Origin of the sequence: Saccharothrix ecbatanensis, assembly GCF_014205015.1 — a bacterium.
Classification (GTDB): domain Bacteria; phylum Actinomycetota; class Actinomycetes; order Mycobacteriales; family Pseudonocardiaceae; genus Actinosynnema; species Actinosynnema ecbatanense.
The window spans coordinates 1,534,714-1,553,991 of record NZ_JACHMO010000001.1 but is presented as its reverse complement, the minus strand read 5'-3'; the positions used below and the strand labels follow the sequence as shown (position 1 = coordinate 1,553,991).

The following is a 19,278-nucleotide window of genomic DNA, read 5'->3' as shown; positions in this document are numbered from 1 at the left end:
CACATGCGCGTGAACGAGATCGACATCGCCTACGAGGACAAGGGCAGCGGCGTGCCCGTCGTGTTCGTGCACGGCCACCCGTTCAACCGCTCGATGTGGCAGCCACAGCTCGAACGCCTCAGCTCCCGCTACCGGGTCATCGCGCCCGACCTGCGTGGATACGGCGAGACGACGGTGGTGCCCGGCAAGACGCCGCTGAGCGTGTTCGCCGACGACCTGTTCGGTCTCCTCGACCGCCTCGACGTGGACCGGGTGGTGCTGTGCGGGCTGTCCATGGGCGGCCAGATCGTCATGGAGGCGCACCGCGCCCGCCCGGAGCGCGTCCGCGCCCTGATCCTCGTGGACACGTCTCCCGACGCCGAGACGCCGGAAGGGCGTCAAGTCCGGTACGCGGTGGCGGACAGCTTCCTCCGTGACGGCATGGGGCCCTACTCCGACGACGTGCTGGACAAGATGATCTCTCCGCACAACGTCCAAGCCCTGCCCGACGTCGCCGCCCACGTGCTGCGGATGATGCGCGGCACGTCACCGGAAGGCGCCGCCGCGGCGGTGCGCGGGCGCGCGGAACGGCCCGACTACCTCGATTCCCTGTCCCGCGCCACCGTGCCCGCGCTCGTCGTGGTCGGCGAGGAGGACGAGTTCACCCCGGTCGCGGTGGCCGAGCGGATGCACCGGACCATCCCGGGGTCGACGCTCGCGGTGATCCCCGGCGCGGCCCACATGCCGAACCTCGAACGGCCGGACGAGTTCACCGACGTGGTGGAACGGTTCCTGGACGCTCTCTGAGGTGGCCCCGGCTCTCCGGTCGCACGGGCGCCGGCCTGCCCGCCGCGCGCAGCAGCTCGGCGCACCGCGCGGCCGTGGGACGACGACGGGCGGGCAGTGACGTCATCAGCGACAGGAGCCGGATCAGGTCGGCGGGGAGGGTCCGGGGGATCTCGGGCGGGCGGTGCAGCCGGGCGACCGCGGCGTCGATCCGCTTGCCCTGGTACTCGCGGTAGCCGGTCAGGCATTCCAGCAGGACCAGCCCCAGCGCGTAGACGTCCGCGGCCGGTCCGACGTCCTCACCCCGCACCTGCTCCGGGGCCAGGTAGGCGGCGGTGCCGACGACCTGCTTGGCGTTGGTGATCCTGGTCGAGCCGAGGGAGCGGGCCAGCCCGAAATCGGCCAGGTACGGGGCGCCGGTCCGGTCGAGGAGGATGTTCGACGGCTTCACGTCGCGGTGCACGACACCCTGTTCGTGCACGTGGGCGAGGGTGTCGGCGATCCGGTGGCCGAGGGCGCGGACGTGCGTCGCCGACAGCGTCCCCTGCGTCAGCCGATCCCGGAGCGTGACCCCTTCGACCAGCTGCAACACCACGAACGACTGGCCGCCGCACGTGCCCGCGTCGTAGACCGACAGCAACCCCGGGTGCGACAAGGCGGCCAGCGTGCGGATCTCGTTGTCGAACCGCCGGCCGCCCACCGGGTCACCCCGGAAGTCGAACAGCTTGACCGCGACGAACCGCCGGAGCAGCACGTCCCAGCCCCGGTGGACCTCGGACGTTCCGCCCGCGCCGAGCTTGCCGTCCAACCGGTAGCGGCCGGCGAGCACCCGGTTCTCAGTGGTCAACGACATGGCCACGCCCTTCGTGTCACCGGTCGGGACGCCACCGAGTTCCCCCGGTTGCGCGTCGACAAACCCGCCGACCGAAACGACCCGGCGGCGTGGAGTGGGAGGGAACGGCGGTCAGTAGAGGATCCGACCGGCGCAGCGCTCCTGACCCGGGCAGCTCCGCAGCAGCCGGACCTGCGGTGGTTCGGTGATCTGCGCCGGGGGGTTGTGGGCGCCACCCGGCCACCGCACGGAGATCGCGATCGAGGACGCGTTGTTCGCGTAGGACTTCTCCACCAGCGACCGGTCGCCGTTGACGACGTTCACCACGTCGTAGGTGCCGGACGGCACGGCCGTGATGTCGAGCCACTGGAAGTCGACCGCGTACACGTAGTCGTCCCCGTAGCCGACCGAGATGCCCTGCACCGTGCTCAACGCCTCCGGCGCGTGGTGGCCGCACCGGTTCGCCCAGAGCACCTTCGCCAACTCCGCGGCCGGGCTGCCGTCGTCGGCCGGCCGGTTCGGCAGCCGGCCTACCGTCCGGTAGCGATCGCCCAGGCAGAAGCCGTTCTTGCGGTCGGTGACCACCGTGGTCCCCGACGGGGTGCGGAGCTGGAAGTGCTCGAAGTCGAGCATGTGCCAGTGCTGGTGCGCCTGGGCGTGCTCGTAGTACATCGCCGCCGGCAACGCGTGCTGCGCCTGCTCGTACGACGCCGGGATCGAACCGTCCACAGCGGACTGGAAGGCCTGCCTCGACGTCATCCGCGGCTGACCGGTGTCGCTGCGCGTGCCGTAGACCAGCAGCGGGCCGTCGCCGATGTTCTCCACCGCCGAGGTGAAGCGTAACCGGACCGCGCCGGCCGGAACGCCCGTCACGCAGGGCCCGCTCGGCGCGGACGGGTCGGCGACCAGGCACACGTCCCAGTCGACGCACCGCGACGGGCTGACCGTGTGGCCGCCCGCGCACCCCACCGGCGCCTGCCGGAGATCGGGCAGCAGAGCCATGTCCCCCGCGGCCGCGTGCGACGGCCCCACCGACACGGCCACGAGCACCGCCGTGCCGACCAGGGCCACGTATCTCCGCACCATTGTCCTCTTTCCGTCTGATTTGTCGTGCGCGTCCGCGCAGTTCGCGTGCGGTCGTCGGGCGACGTCGGCGAATGCCGGAGAGATCCACGGAAGAACCTACTCAAGTACCCCGGCACCACCGGGACATCACGCGCCAAGTTCACTCGATCGACTGAGGTACAAGGGAAATCGGGCGGGCTGGCCCTAGCCTTCACCGCGATCGCGCCCGGGCGCGCGTCATCCGCTACTGGAGGTGGGTCCGATCGACCAGGGAGTTCTCGGCGCCGTGACGATGGTGTGCGGCACCAGGCCGGAGCTGATCAAGCTGGCTCCGCTGATCCGGCTGATCGGGACGAACGCGACGGTCGTCTACACCGGACAGCACTACGACACCGCGATGTACCACCGGATCCGGCAGGACATCGGCCGTCCGGGCCGGTTCCACGAGCTGAACGTGGGCGGCGGACGCCGTGGCGCGCAGCTGGGAGCGGCCGTGGCGGCGGTGGACGAGGTGCTGGCGCAGCACCCGACGCGGGCGGTGATCGTGCAGGGCGACACGACGTCCGCGCTCGCGGGGGCGTTGGCGGCCAACGCTAACGACGTCCCGCTGGTGCACGTCGAAGCGGGCCTGCGCAGCTTCGACCGGGCGATGCCCGAGGAGCACAACCGGGTGGCCATCGACCACCTCGCCGACCTGTGCTGCGCGCCGACCCCGCTCAACCGCACCAACCTGCTCGCCGAGAGCGTCCCCGAGGAGCGGATCGCGATCACCGGCAACACGGTGGTCGAAGCCCTCGTCGCCGCGCTGCCGGGGCGTGACGCCGAGGCCGGGGTCCTGGCCTCGCACCGGCTCGAACGCGACGGCTACGTGCTCGCCACGATCCACCGGCCGGAGAACGTGGACGACCCGGTCACCCTGGAGACGATCCTGCGCGAGCTGAACCGGCTGCCGCTGCCGGTGGTGCTCCCGCTGCACCCGCGCACGGCCAAGCGGGTGTCGGGCTTCGGGCTGACGTCGCTGCTGATCCGGCTCAGGGTGGTGGAACCGCAGGCGTACCCGGCGTTCCTGGCGCTGGCCCGGTGCGCCGCCGTGGTCGTGTCCGACTCCGGCGGCATCCAGGAAGAGGTGAGCGTGCTCAAGCGGCCGGTGGTCGTGGTGCGCCGCAGCACCGAGCGGCCGGAGATCGAGGGCACGTTCGGCACCCTCGTGCCACCCGGCCCGAGGATGGGCACGGAGGTGTTGCGGTGGCTGGAAGACGTGCCCGGCCACCGGGAACGCCTGGAGCAGATCCCGTCCCCTTACGGCACCGGCTCGCCGTCGGTCCGGATCGCCGCCGCGCTGCGGCACCTCGTCGGCGGCGAGCCGGTCCACGGCGCCCTCAGCTTGGAATCCCCTGGCCGGGAACCCGCTGTGGTGCCTCCGCCAGCATCCCGACGACCCGCCGCGCGAGTCCCACACTCGAATTCCAGCTCGTGACCTCCGGGTAGACGTGCGCGGTGGTCGCCAGCAGCAACGGCGTGCCGTCGACCACCACGGGCGGGCGTCGGGCCAGGTACCCGAGCGGGTACACCGGCTCCACGAACGGCGCCTTGAACACCCGCACGTCGTCCACGTCCTCGGCGCGCAACGACGGGTGCAGCTCCAGCAGCTGCGCCGTCCACCGCGCCGCGATCGCCGCGTCGTCCTCGCGGAACAGCGGGGACTCCCGGTCGGTGTACCGCATCGCGTAGACCAGGTGCCACCCGCTGTAGGGCCGCACGCCCACCAGCGGGGTCATCTGGATCAGCCCGTCGAACTCGGCGCCGGACCGCACCACGGGCGTCCAGTAGTGCCCGGACAGCGGTCGGCGCAGGAAGAACAGCGCGTTCACCACGCCCTGGTACGGCAGCCGCACCTCGGGCAGCCGCGCGGCCAGGTCGTCGTCCGCGAGCTGCCGCAACAACGGCAGCGGCAACGTCGACACCGCCCGTTCCGCTGACACGACCTCGCCGCCGTCCAGCTCGATCCGCACGCCGCCGTCCACCCCGATCCGCCGCACCGGCGCGTCGAGCCGCACCACGCCGCCACCGTCCTCGATCGACGCCCGCAACGCGTCGATGACGGCCCGGTAGCCGCCCTCCGGGTACCCGCGGACCGACACGGCCCCTTCACGTCCCAGGCGCTGCCACAGGTACAGCGCGGGCACGTCGCCGAAGCGCGCGCCGAACTTCGCCCCGAACAGCGGCGCCAGCAGCAGCTCCCACACCCGGTCGCCGTAGAGCCCGCGCAGCCAGTCCTCGGTGCGCGTGCCGTCCAGGTCCTTGCCCCGCCCCAACCGGCGCAGCAGCAACGAGACCACGCCGAACCGAAGCCGGTCGAGCACACCCAGCGGGGTGAACCTGAGCAGGTCCAGCGCCGTGTTGAACGGGAAGCTCCGGCCGTCCACGACCATGCCCATCCGGGTGCGACGCCAGCCGATCGAGTCACGCAGGCCGAGTTCGTCGAGGAGGCCGAGCAGGTGGTCGTCGGTCGGCATCACGCAGTGGTAGAACCGCTCGATCCAGCGGTCGCGCCACGGGAAGAACGTGCCGAGCCCGCCGAGCTGGTCGCTGCCCTCCAGCAGCGTCACCGGGATGCCCTCGCGCACCAGCCGGTGGGCGGTGGCCAGGCCGCAGATGCCACCGCCGACCACCACCACGTGCCCGTGGCCCACCGGCCCCATCACAGCGCCCGGTACGGCGCGGGCGAGAGCCGGTCGCGGACCAGCAGCTTCACGTACTGCCCGACCGTGCGCGCGATCCTGATCTTGCTCGGGCCCTGCTTGCGGTCGTAGCGCAGGGTCAGCGGCACCTCGGTGACCACCGGCCGGCAGTGCCGGAGCTTGAGCAGCAGCTCCACCATGCAGGCGAACCCGCGTTCCTCGATCAGCCGCTCGCCCCAGTGGTCCGCGGCACGGGTCAGCAGGCTGACGCGGTAGGCGCGGAAGCCGCTGGTGAAGTCGCGGACGCCCTCCACCCGGAGCACGCGGCGGAACAGCACCGCGGCGCCCCGCGACAGCAGCCGGCGCAGCGCGGGAGCGGTCGCGTCGTCCCCGCCGGCCACGAACCGGGAGCAGATCACCACGTCCGCGCCCGCCGCGATCTCGCTCTCCAGCTGCCGGATCATGCTCGGGTCGTGGGTGTCGTCGGCGTCCATCACGACGACCACGTCCTCCTCGCCCGCTTCGGCCAGCACGGCGCGCAGCCCTGATTGGACGGCCTGGCCGAGGCCGAGGTTGACCGCGTGGCTGACCAGCCGGACGTCGAGGCCCGGCACCCCGGCGATGGCGACCTCGGCGGTGCCGTCGGACGAGCCGTCGTCCACGACCCAGGCGGTGAGCTGTTCGGTGAGCGCGACCTCCGCGAGCCGACGCAGCAGTGGCGGCAGGGAGGCGGCCTCGTTGTAGGCGGGCAGCACGATGTGGGCTCGGGCGTGGGTGCGCTTGCTGCCGGAAAGGGCCGGTCCGCCCTGTTCCGAAGCTGTGCGCAGTGCGCCTTCGTCGACGGTCAATGGACCCCATTTCACTGGATGGTGGATGGCGGGCCAGAATTATTCGCCTGCGCACCGGGACTAGATTCGACCACCCCCGACGGTATCTGGTTGCACGGCAGGATGAATTCACACGAAGAACGGGCCTGAAGATCACCGGAAAGAGGAACAGCGTTTACCGAAAGAGTGAAGGGACGCCGAGTAATCACTCTAAGTGCACACGAAGTACCCGGAGATTCCCGTTCGAATGGTCTCGAACGGGTGACCAAAATCGAGTTCGCGGTTGGGAAGGACGTCGTCCGAATGTGGTGTGGCGTGGACGGGACGAGCTCGGGCCCTGGCAAGGGCGGTCCGAGGTGAACGGGGTGGGATCGGCGACGACCTCGCCGCTGGAGTCGCGGTGGCGGCACCCTAGGGCGCGGGCGGTGTCACGGCCGGACCTCCTCCGACGGGTGAACGCGGTGGCGGTGCTACTGGTCGCGGTCGACGTGACGGCGGTGGCCGCGGTGGCCACTCGGTTCGCGCCGGACGCGGGGTGGACGGCGGTGGTCGCGGCGTCACTGCTCGGCATGCGGGCCGCGTGCCGCCTCTACCGCCGGCGTCTGTGGCTCTCGTGGTTCCACGACCTGCCGCGCTCGGTTGGCGCGACGGCCGTGGCGTTCGCCCTGGTCACCCTGGTCGGATTGCTCGGCCAAGCCCCACCGGAGGCGACCGCGACAGCCCAGTGGTCGGTGCTGGCCTTCGCCGCGCTGAGCGAACCGTCCCGGCTCGGCGTGTTCGCCTTCGGCCGCTGGTGCCGCCGCAAGTTCCACCGCTGCGACCGCACGATCGTGGTCGGCGCCGGGAAGGTCGGGGTCGACCTCGTCGGCGCGATGATCGCGCACCCGGAGTTCGGCCTGCGCCCGGTCGGGTTCGTCGACCCGGAGCCCGCCCTCGACCGCTCCGCCCTGCCGGTGGACCTGCTGGACGAGGACCTGGGCGACGCGATCACCCGATTGGGTGTCGGCACGGTGGTGCTGGCGTTCTCCCACGCCCGCGAGTCTTCCGTGGTCGACTCCGCGATCACGGCGCACCGACTGGGCTGCACCACGCTCGTCGTGCCCCGGATGTTCGAGCTGTACCAGGACGGGCCGGACATCGAACGGCTGCGCAGCTACCCGCTGATGCGGCTCGGCACCGCGCCGACCAGCAGGCCGAGCTGGTGGGTCAAGCGCGGCATGGACGTGCTGCTGGCCGCCGTGGCGCTGGTCGTGCTCGCGCCGGTGATCGCGCTGTGCGCGCTGGCCGTGCTGCTGGAGAGCGGCCGGCCGGTGATCTTCCGCCAGGTCCGGGTCGGGATGGACGATCAGCCGTTCGTGCTCTACAAACTGCGCAGCGTGAGAATGAACGGCGAAGACGATTCCCAAGTCACCTGGTCGGTGGTAGGAGATCGCCGGGTCGGACCAGTCGGACGATTCCTTCGTGGCAGTTCGTTGGACGAACTCCCCCAGTTGTGGAACATCCTCCGAGGCGACATGTCCATCGTCGGACCGCGTCCCGAACGCCCGGGTTTCGTCCGCGAGTTTTCGGCTATCCACGAGCTGTACTGGGCCAGGCACCGGGTTCCGACGGGACTCACCGGACTCGCGCAGGTGCACGGGCTGCGGGGTGACACGTCGATTGTCGACAGGTCTCGATATGACAACTACTACATAGCCAACTGGTCGTTGTGGCTGGACGTCAAAATCCTGTTGCAGACGGTGGGTGAGCTGTTGTGCCGAAGGAATCACTGAACCGACGACATGGCCTTGGCGGTCGAGTGCTCGGCCTGCTGTGCGCCGCCGTGTTCGTGCTGCCGAGCGCGGCGTGCACCGCCGTCGACGCGTCCGCGACCAAGTTCGTGCCGCCCGTCAGCCCGCTCGGACCGCTGCCGAAGCCGCTGGCGCCGTGCGGCTGGTGGTACGGCATCGGCGAGCCGCCGACGCCCGACGACATAACGTTCGCGGCGCGGCACTACAGCCTGGTGGTGCTCAACGCGACCGAGACGGTGTCGCTGCGGCGGCTCAAGCAGCTCAACCCGCAGATCAAAGTGCTGGTGTACAAGGATTTCGCCAGCGCGCGCAACTACCCCGGTGCGGTGGAGGGCGACCAGGACGCGCCGCTGCTGCCCACCGGGATCGGCTACTTCAAGGCCCAGCGGGAGAGCCCGCAGTGGTTCGCGGTGGACACGTCGGGCTCGCGCATCGAGTGGAAGAGCTACCCGAAGCACTGGCAGATGACGGTGTGGGAACCGGGTTATCAGAAGGCGTGGAGCGACGCGGTCACCGCCGAGGTGGTGCGCGAGGGCTGGGACGGTGTGCTGGCGGACAACGACTTCAGCACGTTGAAGCACTACTCGTCCGCGGTGCTCAAGGGCGCGGCGAACGCGGCCGAGTCGGACCGGATCATCCGCGACGGCATGGACAAGTTCCTCACCACCGCCGGTGACGCCCTGCACCAAGCTGGGAAGATCCTCATCCCGAACGTGTCCGAGTCCCACCTCACGGCCGGTCGGTGGGCGGCGCACTCGCGGTACGACGGCGCGATGGAGGAGAACTTCGGACTCCGTGACACCGGTACGGGTGAACTTCTCACCTTCAAGGGCAACGAGTGGAAGGAACTGCGCTCACAGGCCGCGCTCGGCGAGTCGTGGCTCTTGCTGATCACACGGACCAAGGGCGATCGGGAGCAACGGGTCGGGTATGCCACCGCAGCGCTGCTGGCCGGCCCGTTCACCTGCTGGTCGGGGGCGATGACCCACGACTACCGCAACCCTGACTGGTCGCGTTACCAGGACTCCGCGCTGGGTGAGGCGACCGAGACGGCGAACCGGCTGCCGTCCGGCGTGTGGGACCGGCGGTTCACCGGCGGGTACGTGGCGGTGAACCCGACTGGGAAGGACGCCTCGGTGACGCCGCCGGAGGGCCTGGTGAACTTCGACGGAGGAGGCGCCGCACCGGCAACGATGAACGTGGCGGCAGGGGACGCCGTGATCCTGGTCAAGCCCAAGACCCCTCCCACCACCACACCAGCTCCAACCACCACCACACCGCCGACCACGACGGACACAACGACCCCGCCCCCACCTCCGGACCCCACCTCGTAGGTTCGACGCGCTCCTAGACCGCTGGCTCCGGCGCTGCGCGTTCGGCGCGCCCCGCACCACCGGAACCCAGGTGCGTTCGACGCACCCTGCGCCGCCAGCTCCCGCCCAACCCATCCGACACACCCTGCGCCGGCGGACCTCAGCGTTCAACACCACTACACCGCCGGCCCCCGACCCGTGAGTTCGCGGTAGAGGGTGAGGTGGTGGCGGGCGCATACGTCCGGGGCGAAGCGTTCCTGTGCCCGTTCGGCGAGCCGCTTTCCAATGAGTGCCGGGTCCGGGTCGGCGAACAACTCGCGCAACCGCGCGGCCAGTTGGTCGATGTCGCCCGGCGCGGCCAGCGCGGCACCGTTACCCGGATAACCCAGCATGTCGGCCACCCCACCGGTGTCCGTCGCCACGACCGGTTTGCCTGCCGCCATCGCCTCGGCCACCACCAAAGGCTGCTGCTCCATCGTGGACGGCAGCACCAGTGCATCGTGGTGCCGCAGCAAGTCCGGCACATCGGCCCTGAACCCCAGGAACGTCACCCGGCCACCCAACGCACGCGCCAGCTCCTCCACCCTCGCCCGCTCCGGACCGTCACCCACAACGGTCAACGTGGCGTCCGCCGGCATCACCCCCGGCCGCGCCAACGCCGCCAGCAACGTCGCCAACCCCTTGCGGTCCACCAGCAGGCCGACGAACACCAGCCGCCGCACCGGACCGACCGGCAGGTGGACGTGCGCGGGCTCGACGCAGTTGTCGATGTGCGTCACCCGGTTCGACGGCACCCGCAGCCGAGTCGCCAGGAACCGGCCCATCTCCCGCGCGGGCACGACCGTCCGGTGCACGGCACGCGCCACCATGGCATCAGCCGCCAGCACGGTCCGCGTGTAAGCGGAGGGCCGCGCGGCACCCGGAACGCCCCGGAACCACGCCTCCCCCACGTCATCCGGCACACCGTGATAGGTCTGGATCACCTTGTGCCGCAAACGAAGCGCCGATACCACAAGCCCGGCCCGCCGGTCCTGCGCGTGCACGACGTCCGGCTCCCACGCCCGCAACGCCGTCCTCGCCCGCCGCCCCGCACGCACGTCCGCCTTGTCGCCGACCTCCACGTGCTCGTGGTACCCGGCCACCGCCTCCGCACCCCGGCGCGGCACCGGGCCGAACACCCGCACGTCCGCCTCACCGGTCGCCAGCAACGCCCGCGCCAGCCGGACGGTGACGTCCACCGGTCCCCCGCTGTCCTGCGTCAGCAGGTACGCGATCCGCAGCCGGGTCACCGGGCACCCACCACGAGCTTGTCCACCAGGGTCGCGATCTGGTCGGCCACCTGCCGCCGGTCGAACAACAGCTCCACCCGCCGCCGCCCTCGCGCACCCTCACGCTCGGCCAGCGCGGGATCGAGGAGCCGCGCCACGACCGCGTCGGCCAACGCCGTGACGTCACCGTCCGGCACCACCGCACCGGCCTCACCGACGCTCTGCCGCACCCCGCTGACGTCGAACGCCACCACGGAACGCCCGCACGCCATCGCCTCCAACGGCACCAACGCCATCCCCTCCGCCCGTGACGGCAGCACGACCACGTCGGCGGCGGCGTAGAAGTCGGCGACCGCGTCGTCGTGCCCCCACCACCGCACCGACTCGTCGTCGCAGTCCGCCCGCCACCGCTCGCCCATCGGTCCGTCACCCACCAGCACCAACCGCGCGTCCGGCACGTTCGCCCGCACCTCCGGCCACGCCGCGAGCAGCTGGTCCTGCCCCTTCAGCGGCGCGAGCCGACCCACGCACACCACCGTGGGCACGTCCGGCAGCCCCAACCGCCACCGCGCGGCGACCCGATCCGAGGGGCGCAGCCGGTCGACGTCCACGCCGTTGCACACGACTTCCGCCGGCCCTGCCACGCCGGCGGCCCGTCCGACCGCCAGTTCGTCGTCGCTCACGCACACGAGCTGGTGCGTCCACCGAGACCCCAGCCGTTCCCACGCCCGGGACGCACGCGCCACCACGCCGGTAGCGGTCTGGAACGACCACAGGTGCGGCTGGAACAACGTCGGCCGCCGCCCCCGCACCGCCAGCCGCCCGACCAGACCGGCTTTGGAGCTGTGCAGGTGCACGACGTCCGGCGCGAGATCGCGCAGGATCCGCCGCAGCCGCACCACCTCCGCGACCGTCCCGATGCCGGGCTGCCGACCCGCCGGCCACTCACGCACCTCTACCCCCAGCCCTCGCGCCCGTTCGGCGAGCGGACCGGGCGGGCACACGACGGCCACCGACCACCCCAGCGCCCGTTGCGCCTCGGCCAACTCCAGCACCACCGACGCCACACCCGCCGTCACGGGCTGGCTCACGTGCACGACCTCCACCGCCGCACCACCTCCCGGTTCGCCGCCAGCACGACCACACCGCAGACCACCGCCAACACAGCCCCCTCGGCCAGCACGCCCACCACCGAGCCGGGCGGCCCGAACACGTCACCGAGCAGCGACGCCACCGCCGCACAACACCCCGCCGCCAGCACCACCCCCGCCGCACCCTTCGCCAGCGCCGTCAACGGCGGGCCGAGCCCACGCCGGGCCAACGCACGCCACGTGCACGGCACCACCACCCACGCGGTCGTGAGCTGGACCAGCGCGACCGCCACCACACCGTGCCGGGTGAACGCCAGCAGCCCGCCGACCAGCAGCACCAGGTGGGTCGCCTCCAACGCCAGGTAACGGCGGGCGTGCCCGGCCGCCTTGAGCACCTGGTACCAGACGTGCAGCAGGCTGATCCCCAAGCCGTACAGGCACAGCAGCGCCAACGGCGCCGCCGCCTCGGACCACCGCGCGCCGAACACCACGACCCGGTCCGCCAACGCCGCCGTCACCGCGTACAGGCCACCGGTCACCGCCAGCACGGCCACCGTGAACCGTCCGACCACATCGGACAGTTCCTGACCGTCACGGATCATCCGCGCGCACAACGGAAGCACCACACCGCCGAGCACCACCGCCACGAGGATGTACGGCACCCACGCGATCCGGTACGCCAACGAGTACACGCCGACCGCCTCCGGCCCGTGCACCCGGGCGATCGCCAGGTAGTCCACGTTGATCAGCAGCACGGCCACCAGCGCGCCCGGCCCGACCACCGCGATCCACCGCAACGCCTCGGCCGCCGCACCCGCGTCCCACACCGGACGCACCCGAACCCCGACCACCACACCGAGCACGGGCTGGGCCACGGCTGTGCACAACAGACCGATGACCAGCGCGTACGGCCCGGCGCCCACCACCGCGAGGACGATCGTCACGATCGCGCCGAGCACCGCGCCGCCCGCGTCCGGCAGCAGGCGACGGCGGAAGTCCAGGTCCCGGTGCAGCAGCCCCATCTGCACCCCGGCCACCGCCGAGAACGGCAGGCTCAGCGCCGCCAGCCGGACCATGGGCGCGACGTCGGGAGCGTCCAACGCCCGCGCGATCCCGTCCGCCGCGAGCACCAAACCCAGGGCCAGCACCACACCGACACCCGCGCTGAGCACGAGCAACGTCCCCGCCACCCGGCGCGGGTCCCGGTCCGTGCGGCTGACCACGTCGTAGACGCCCATCGACTGGACGACCTGACCGATGTTCACCAGCGCCACCGCGAGCGCCACCAGCCCCAGGCCCTCGGACGTGAGGAACGCGGCCAGCACCAGCGTGACGCCCATCTGGGTGCCCTTGCCGACCAGGTTGACCAGGAACAGCCACAGCGAGCCGCGGACGGCCCGCTGACCTACCGCCGTCACACCCGCACCGTGCCGACGCGCGAGCAACGACGGGTAGCCGCGAAAACCACCAACAGCAGCCACGCCGCCACGACCGCGACACCGTCGACCGTCACGTCGACCCGCGTGCCCAGCAGGTCTCGAATCGCCACGTTGACGAAGTGCAAGTGCGCAAAGGGAACCAGGAGCAGCACCGCGGACAGCCCGAGCCGCCAGTCACGTTCACACCGGCGCTTCCACCACACGACACCCACCGCCGCCAACGACGGCACGGCGATCAGCACGTCGCCCGGCTGGTGGACCACGGCGACCACCACCGCGAGGCACGTCAGCAGGTCCGCCGCGGCCGGCTGACCCATCTGGTCCAGCCGCTTCACGAGCACCGCGCTCACCGCCGGCACACCGATCAGCGCCAGCAGTTCCGCGCCGTTCGGCAGCCACCCGGTGACCCGGTAGAACACTGCCGCGAAGTCGACCCGCTGCGCGGTCATCGAGTCCACCGCGCCGTACGCGGTCTGGTTGGCGTGCGACAGGTTCGCCGCGATCACGTCCAGGAACGGCCCGACCCCGCCACCGCGCACGATCAGCGGCACCACGACGACCAGGCTCGCCACCGCCGCGATCGCCGTGCCGGCCAACGCCACCCGCCGCGACCCGCGCACGAACAGCAGGACCGCCAGCGGCAGGCCGAACTGGGGCTTGAGCCAGGCGAACGCCAACGCGATCGCCGCCCACTTCGGCGCGTCCCGCCGGGCCAGCAGCGCACCCGCCGCGCCGAGCGCGATCAGCGGGTTCACCTGGCCGACGTACAGCTGCGCCTTGCCGACCTGGCTGAGCACCAGCAGCGTCGCGATCACCGCCGTGCCGAGCGCCACCGGCACGTGCGGGCGCAGCCGTCCCGCCGCCAGCACGGCCAGCGCGATCAGCAACACCAGCGACGCCAGCGCGAACGCCACCGCGCCCACCCGGTACCCCGGCAGCGCGAACGGCGCGTGCAGCAGCAGGTGGTACGGCTGGTAGAGGTTGAAGTTCTGCCGCACCGGCCAGTGCTCGAACATCGTCGCCGGGTGGTACGGGTTGCCGCCGGCCAGGAACTCGCGGATCGGGAAGTACAGCGCGTCCCTGAAGTCCTGCATTCGTTCCTCGGGCAGGTTCGCCCGGGTCGGCAGCGGCACCTCCCACGACGGTCGCAGCGCCCGCCACGCGGCCACCGCGCCTACGAGCGCCACCACGGCCGCGAGGCCGGATCGCTTACCCAAGCGAGGCTTCACCGAAGTCAACACATCACCACCGCCACCACCGTCGCCACGGCCGGCAGCGCGCCGACCACGGTCGCCAACTCGTCCTGTCGCCTGCTGTCCGCCGGCACGACCGCGATCACCGCGTCACCGTCACCGGGCTCACCGGTCTTGTCCGGCAGTTCGGCCGCCAACTCGTCGGCACGTGCGATCAGTTCCGGGACCACGGCCACCACGCGCGCAGGCCGTGCCGACGCCTCGCACAGCACCGCGAGCCGTTGCGCCAGACCGGGGTCGTCGTCGGGCAGGACCGCGACCGGGTGCCGCACGCCACCGGCCGTCAACGCCGCCCGGACCTGGTCAGCGGGACGGGTCCGGCGCAGGTGGGCGACGGCGTACGCGGCGAGGCCCGCGATCACCCCGCCGACCAGTGCGAGACCGGACGCCAACGGCCGGTCGGGTGCGGTCCGCGTGGTCTCGGGTCGGTCTAGCACCCGCAGCCGGGCGGCGGGCGCGAGCAGGTCGACGTCCACCACGGCCTGCGCGATCCGGGTCGCGGCCTGCGCGGCCTCGTCAGCGGTCGGCGCGCGCACGGACAGCCGGGCCAGACCGGACGCGGGCACCAGCTCCACCGACACGCGGCGGGCCAGGTCGTCGATCGTGGTGCCCAGCTCCTGCGCCGGAGCGCGCAGCACGGACGGGCTGCGCGACACCTCGACCAGCGCGGGCAGCGAGAGGGCGACGACCTCGCCGTACCGGGCGTGACCCGATTCGGCGGAGTTGTCGCTCGCCACGGCCAGCAGGCCAACCCGGCTCTGGTACTCCTCGCCACGCATCTCGACCACGATCAGCACCACCACGGCGACCAGCAGCGCGACGCCGAGGCTGATTCTCAGCGGTAGGCCCGGCAGCCTCATGACGCTCCGATCGCGGTGCGCAGCAGCTCGTCGTAGGACCGCATCAGCAGGCGCGGGTCGTGCTGCCGCCGCACCGATTCACGCCCCGCCTCGCCCAGCTCGGCTCGTGCGCGGGCGTCGAACAGCAAGGAGTGCAACGCTTCCGCCGTCGCGCCCGGGTCTCGACGCGGCACCAGGATGCCGCCGCCACCGGCCAGCGCCTGCCGCACACCGTCCACATCGGTCGCCACCACCGGGCGTCCGGCGGCCAGCGATTCCAGCACCGCGATCGGCATGCCCTCCCAGTCGCTGGTGAGGACGGTGACGTCGGCGGCGGCCAGCAGGTCGGGCACGTCGCAGCGGTTGCCGAGGAACCGGACCCGGTCCTGGATGCCCAACTCGGCCGCACGCAGGCGCAACACGTCCCGGCGGCTGCCGTCGCCCGCGAGCCACAGGACCGCGTCGCCGCCGAGCTTCGCCCACGCGTCCAGCAGCACGTCGTGCCGCTTCTGCGGTTCCAACCGGGCCGGGCACAGCGCGACCGGCACGTCGGGCGCGACGCCGTGCACGGCCCGGACCGCCGCCCGGTTCACCCGTTCCGCCTGGGGGAACACGGCGTTCGGGATCACCACGGGGTCGGCGACTCCCGCCGCGCGGAGTCGGTCGGCCGTCGCGTCGGCCACCGCGACGACCGTGCGCGAGGTGCGTTTGAGGATGCGGGCGGCGCCGGTGTAGTCGGACTCCGCCACGCCGTGGAACACGGTCAGCAGCGGCAGTCGGCGCGGCAGCACGGCGAGCCGTGCGACCAGGCTGGCTGACACGTTGTGCGCCAGCACGACCTCCGGCCGGAACGTGCGGATCGCGGCTTTGGTCGCGGTGGTCGCGCGCAGCACGCCGGACGCCTTGCGTTCGGCCACCGGCACGGTGAACGTCGGCACGCCGAGCGCGCGCAACGCCTCGGCCCGGTGCCCGCCGCCGCTGGCGACGGCCGACTGCCAGCCGAACTGCGTGCCCGATCGGGCCATGCCGGCGACCAGGGCTTCGGCCCCGCCGGTACCCATCTCACTGATCACGTGGAGCACACGCAACGTCGCTCGTCCTCCTCAGGCGCAGGTCGGCCGCGGCCACGACCGCGACCAGCGACCACAACGGCAGGTAGTACTGCTGGGACAGGAAGGTGGAGGCGACCACGACCGCGATCAGAGACGCCTGGACCGCGATCATCGGCACCGGATCGGTCGTGACGCGCCGCACCCGTTCGCTGGTGACGGCGGTGAGCGCCAGGAGTGCCGCGAACAGCGCGAACCCCGGCACACCGAGTTCCGCCGCGACCTCCAGGTACATGCTGTGCGCGACCGGGGTCTGCTCGTCGATCTCGGCGTTGTGCGAGGCGGCCGGGTACCCGGCGCGGAACCCGCCCGGTCCGACGCCGAGGCCGGGGTGGTCGGCGACCATCCGCGCGGCGGCCTGCCAGCGCAGCTCGCGGGTGTCCACATTGGTCCCGGCGATGTGGGACTTCTCGCTGATCGCCCGGTCCAGCTCCGGTCCGGCGAACAGGACCGCCGCCACGCCGAGTGCCGTCAGCGCCGCCGCGGCGGCCGTCAAAGCCTTGAGCGGCAACGCGCGGCGGGCCAACAGCCATGCGACCACGGCCGTGAGGGCGAGTGCGCCGCCCCGGGAGAACGTCGCCGCCGCGGCTGCGACGAGCACTACCGCTGCCACGACTACTCCGCGGCGGAGGGCGACCAACAGCGGCAGTGCGGCGACCAGGAAGTACGCCAGGTCGTTCGGGTCTTCCAGCGGACCGGTCGCCCGCGTCTCGCCCGCCGCGAGGAGGCTGTGGAGCCCGCCGAGTGCGGCCACGACGGCGCCGGCGACGGTGGCCGCGAGTATCGCGCGGATCGGCACCTCGCGTGCCACCACGTCGATCAGGACCACGGTGACCAGCAGGAACGGCAGCCAGCGGAGCAGGTACTCCGCCGCGTACGGGCCGCCCGCGTGCAACGCCGAGGACACCAGCAGCACGACGGCGAACAGCGCGAGGACCGCGTGCACCGGGTGTGGTTCCGGCGCACGGCGTTGACGCACCCGCACCACGACCCACGTGACGACGAGCAGGGCGGGCGGCAGTTTGGCGAGTTGGCCGTGTGCCTGGAGGAGGTAACCCTCCAGCGGTGCGGCGAACACCGCGACGCAGGCGAAGGCCCGCAGCAGCCAGTGCCCGTCGCGGCACCAGGTCAACCGCCAGGTCATCAGCCGCACCGCGCCAGCAGTCCGGTGTCCTGCTCGGGCAGGCTCGCTTCGAGCCGGCGGACGTGCTCACCGGTGCCGACGACGTCGAAGTGGGCGCGCAGGGCGCCGAGGACCCAGCCCAGGAACTCGACCTTCCGCGCGCCGGGCACCGCCATGCCGGGGAAGAACTCCATGCCCGGTGCTTCGGCCGCACCGAGGACGTCCGTGGGGTGCAGCAACAACGACGGCTGCACGCCGCGCGCCCGGCACAGTCGCAGCGCGGCGGTGAAGTAGCCGCGGGCGAGGCGGGGTGAGACCTGGTGCAGTTGGAGCAGGTAGGAGCCGTGGATGGGGACGCGCAGCAGCGGCATGGTGGTGACCGGCAGTTCGACCAGGCCCGTGCCGACGCGCCAGCGGTAGGCGGCGTTCGGGGCGCGGACGCGGGAGAAGCCGCCGAACAGGTCGCGGTCGCCGCCGGTCGGCGCGGTGCGGTTGTGGTAGGCGCGGGCCAGGGGGCCGATCCAGGTGGGCAGGGTGCTGGCGTCGTAGCGGTAGCCGCGTTCGGCGAGGAGTTCCAGCAGGGTGTGCGTGACGCTGAAGCCCGGCCCGCGGAAGCCCGTGGGCCGGGGCGCGCCGGCCGTGATGATGGCGTGCTCGGTGCGGGCGAGTTCGGCTTCGAGCCTGCTCCGGGAGTAGCGGTGCAGCCAGGGTTCGTGGCCGTAGGAGTGGTTGGCGATCTCGTGGCCGGCCGCGGTGATGTCGGCGACGGCCTTTGCGCCGTCGTCACGTTCGACGTCCGCGCCGACGACGAAGACCGTGGTGGTGAGGCCGTTGGCGCCGAAGGCTTCCAGCAGTCTCGGCACGGCGGTGGGGAGGAAGCTGGGGCGGCGTTCCCACTCGGGGTTGCCGTGTGTTTTCAGGTAGGCCCAGAGGTTGTCGAGGTCGAGCGAGACGCTGGCGGTGCTCATCCGGACACCTGTGCCGAGTCCTTGGTGGTCTTGGCGAACCGGTCGGCGGAGCCGAGCAGCAGCACACCGGACACGACCAGGCCCACGCCGAGCACGACCCACAACTCGCGGCCTGGGGTGATCCGGTCGCCGAGGGCGGCGATGCCGATGACGGAGGTGATGACGACCGTGGTGGCGTCCATGGTGGCGACGGTGGAGGTGGCCGAGCCGCGGCGCAGGGACAGGGCGAGGTAGGACTGGCCGACGAGGGCGGCGGCGATCATCAACCACGCCAACGGGTACAGCGGGAGGGTGAGGAACGGTTCGTCGGCCAGGGTGCGGCTGGTCATGGCGACGACGGCGAACGTGAGCCCGGCCGCCACGGACAGGGGCACCACTCCGTTGATCCGTCGTTGGACCAGGGCGAGGGCGACCAGCGGGAGTCCGAAGAGGACGATGCCGAGGCCCTGCGGGACGTCGTGCGCGGCCGAGGGGGTGGCCGCCGCGACGAGCAGCACCAGGCCGGTCGCCATCACGACGAGGACGACCACCTCGACCGTGCGGACCCGCCAGCCGAGGACGGCGATGCCGAAGAGCGTGGCCAACCCGACCGCGCACGAGGAGCCGGCCTGGACGAGGTAGAGCGGGAGTTCGGCGCGGGCGAGGAAGGCCAGTGCGAACCCGCCGACCTGGCCGGCGAAGCCCAGCAGGTAGAGCCGGTCCCGGACGAGCCGGGCGAGCAGCCCGAGTCCGCCGCCGCCTTCGTCGGCCCGCCGGGAGGCGACCGACTGGGCGACGATGCCCAGTGCGTAGAGCACCGCGGACGCGGCGAGTTCGAGGTAACCAGTCACGCGACTCTTCCCATGGAGACATCCGGCGCGCGGACGCGGTCGGTGTGATCCCGATATCGGAGGGCGAGCGTAGGACCCGGATCTT

General features: G+C 72.0%; 17 protein-coding genes. 4 read left to right on the top strand and 13 right to left on the bottom strand.

The genetic code is table 11. The features are described from left to right. Positions 1-3 precede the first annotated feature (3 nt). Positions 4-786 (top strand): alpha/beta fold hydrolase, encoded by a 783-nt coding sequence (locus tag F4560_RS06855; RefSeq protein WP_184917702.1) that lies wholly within the window; start codon positions 4-6, stop codon positions 784-786. Here the strand turns inward: F4560_RS06855 and F4560_RS06850 are convergent. Both F4560_RS06850 and F4560_RS06845 read right to left on the bottom strand, forming a co-directional pair. Beyond that, positions 749-1,618: a serine/threonine-protein kinase gene (locus F4560_RS06850; protein ID WP_184917699.1), complete on the bottom strand. Its 870-nt coding sequence runs from the start codon at positions 1,616-1,618 to the stop codon at positions 749-751. The genes F4560_RS06855 and F4560_RS06850 overlap by 38 nt on opposite strands. 111 nt (positions 1,619-1,729) lie before the next feature. Beyond that, complete coding sequence (locus tag F4560_RS06845) at positions 1,730-2,683, bottom strand: lysyl oxidase family protein (RefSeq protein ID WP_184917696.1); 954 nt, start codon at positions 2,681-2,683, stop codon at positions 1,730-1,732. A gap of 232 nt (positions 2,684-2,915) precedes the next feature. Between F4560_RS06845 and wecB the strand changes: the two genes are divergently transcribed. Further along, the gene (wecB, locus tag F4560_RS06840; RefSeq protein WP_312868670.1) at positions 2,916-4,139 is read left to right on the top strand and encodes a non-hydrolyzing UDP-N-acetylglucosamine 2-epimerase; all 1,224 of its coding nucleotides are present in this window, start codon (positions 2,916-2,918) and stop codon (positions 4,137-4,139) included. Here wecB and F4560_RS06835 read toward each other — a convergent pair. Next, a complete protein-coding gene (locus F4560_RS06835) occupies positions 4,042-5,364 on the bottom strand; it encodes an FAD-dependent oxidoreductase (RefSeq protein WP_184917693.1) in 1,323 nt (440 codons plus the stop codon). The genes wecB and F4560_RS06835 overlap by 98 nt on opposite strands. After that, positions 5,364-6,191, bottom strand: coding sequence for a glycosyltransferase (locus F4560_RS06830; RefSeq protein WP_184917690.1), 828 nt, complete (start codon positions 6,189-6,191; stop codon positions 5,364-5,366). The genes F4560_RS06835 and F4560_RS06830 overlap by 1 nt, the downstream gene beginning before the upstream one ends. A 344-nt stretch (positions 6,192-6,535) precedes the next feature. On the opposite strand from F4560_RS06830, the gene F4560_RS06825 reads away from it, so the two are divergent. Both F4560_RS06825 and F4560_RS06820 read left to right on the top strand, forming a co-directional pair. Further along, positions 6,536-7,942 carry a sugar transferase gene (locus F4560_RS06825; RefSeq protein ID WP_312868666.1) on the top strand — a complete coding sequence of 469 codons (1,407 nt, stop codon included), beginning with the start codon at positions 6,536-6,538 and terminating at the stop codon, positions 7,940-7,942. A gap of 26 nt (positions 7,943-7,968) precedes the next feature. After that, on the top strand, positions 7,969-9,294 hold the full coding sequence (locus F4560_RS06820; RefSeq protein ID WP_312868664.1) for a putative glycoside hydrolase family 15 protein: 1,326 nt from the start codon (positions 7,969-7,971) through the stop codon (positions 9,292-9,294). A 155-nt stretch (positions 9,295-9,449) separates the two neighbouring features. Here the strand turns inward: F4560_RS06820 and F4560_RS06815 are convergent, their stop codons facing one another. Genes F4560_RS06815 through F4560_RS06775 form a run of 9 tightly spaced genes read right to left on the bottom strand, consistent with a single transcriptional unit; the run spans position 9,450 to position 19,193 of the window. Continuing rightward, positions 9,450-10,562, bottom strand: coding sequence for a glycosyltransferase family 4 protein (locus tag F4560_RS06815; RefSeq protein ID WP_312868662.1), 1,113 nt, complete (start codon positions 10,560-10,562; stop codon positions 9,450-9,452). Further along, the gene (locus tag F4560_RS06810) at positions 10,559-11,632 is read right to left on the bottom strand and encodes a glycosyltransferase (RefSeq protein WP_312868661.1); all 1,074 of its coding nucleotides are present in this window, start codon (positions 11,630-11,632) and stop codon (positions 10,559-10,561) included. The genes F4560_RS06815 and F4560_RS06810 overlap by 4 nt, the downstream gene beginning before the upstream one ends. Further along, positions 11,629-13,050, bottom strand: a complete 1,422-nt coding sequence (locus F4560_RS06805) for an oligosaccharide flippase family protein (RefSeq protein ID WP_312868659.1) — start codon at positions 13,048-13,050, stop codon at positions 11,629-11,631. Before F4560_RS06805 ends, F4560_RS06810 begins: the two co-directional genes overlap by 4 nt. Further along, a complete protein-coding gene (locus tag F4560_RS06800) occupies positions 13,047-14,288 on the bottom strand; it encodes a glycosyltransferase family 87 protein (RefSeq protein ID WP_221483372.1) in 1,242 nt (413 codons plus the stop codon). Before F4560_RS06800 ends, F4560_RS06805 begins: the two co-directional genes overlap by 4 nt. A 17-nt stretch (positions 14,289-14,305) precedes the next feature. Continuing rightward, positions 14,306-15,184: a YveK family protein gene (locus tag F4560_RS06795; RefSeq protein WP_184917678.1), complete on the bottom strand. Its 879-nt coding sequence runs from the start codon at positions 15,182-15,184 to the stop codon at positions 14,306-14,308. Next, a complete protein-coding gene (locus F4560_RS06790) occupies positions 15,181-16,224 on the bottom strand; it encodes a glycosyltransferase (protein ID WP_184917675.1) in 1,044 nt (347 codons plus the stop codon). The genes F4560_RS06795 and F4560_RS06790 overlap by 4 nt, the downstream gene beginning before the upstream one ends. A gap of 1 nt (position 16,225) precedes the next feature. Next, positions 16,226-17,416, bottom strand: coding sequence for an O-antigen ligase family protein (locus F4560_RS06785; RefSeq protein ID WP_184917672.1), 1,191 nt, complete (start codon positions 17,414-17,416; stop codon positions 16,226-16,228). Next, positions 17,416-18,363 carry a polysaccharide deacetylase family protein gene (locus tag F4560_RS06780; protein ID WP_184917669.1) on the bottom strand — a complete coding sequence of 316 codons (948 nt, stop codon included), beginning with the start codon at positions 18,361-18,363 and terminating at the stop codon, positions 17,416-17,418. The genes F4560_RS06785 and F4560_RS06780 overlap by 1 nt, the downstream gene beginning before the upstream one ends. Continuing rightward, positions 18,360-19,193 (bottom strand): DMT family protein, encoded by an 834-nt coding sequence (locus tag F4560_RS06775; RefSeq protein WP_184917666.1) that lies wholly within the window; start codon positions 19,191-19,193, stop codon positions 18,360-18,362. The genes F4560_RS06780 and F4560_RS06775 overlap by 4 nt, the downstream gene beginning before the upstream one ends. Between the last annotated feature and the right edge of the window lie 85 nt (positions 19,194-19,278).

What these genes read in the sequence shown, in the direction of transcription:
- F4560_RS06855 (WP_184917702.1), top strand. Translation starts at nt 4, where the DNA reads ATGCGCGTGAACGAGATCGACATCGCCTACGAGGACAAGGGCAGCGGC.
- F4560_RS06850 (WP_184917699.1), bottom strand. Translation starts at nt 1,618, where the DNA reads ATGTCGTTGACCACTGAGAACCGGGTGCTCGCCGGCCGCTACCGGTTG.
- F4560_RS06845 (WP_184917696.1), bottom strand. Translation starts at nt 2,683, where the DNA reads ATGGTGCGGAGATACGTGGCCCTGGTCGGCACGGCGGTGCTCGTGGCC.
- F4560_RS06835 (WP_184917693.1), bottom strand. Translation starts at nt 5,364, where the DNA reads ATGGGGCCGGTGGGCCACGGGCACGTGGTGGTGGTCGGCGGTGGCATC.
- F4560_RS06795 (WP_184917678.1), bottom strand. Translation starts at nt 15,184, where the DNA reads ATGAGGCTGCCGGGCCTACCGCTGAGAATCAGCCTCGGCGTCGCGCTG.
- F4560_RS06790 (WP_184917675.1), bottom strand. Translation starts at nt 16,224, where the DNA reads ATGGGTACCGGCGGGGCCGAAGCCCTGGTCGCCGGCATGGCCCGATCG.
- F4560_RS06785 (WP_184917672.1), bottom strand. Translation starts at nt 17,416, where the DNA reads ATGACCTGGCGGTTGACCTGGTGCCGCGACGGGCACTGGCTGCTGCGG.
- F4560_RS06780 (WP_184917669.1), bottom strand. Translation starts at nt 18,363, where the DNA reads ATGAGCACCGCCAGCGTCTCGCTCGACCTCGACAACCTCTGGGCCTAC.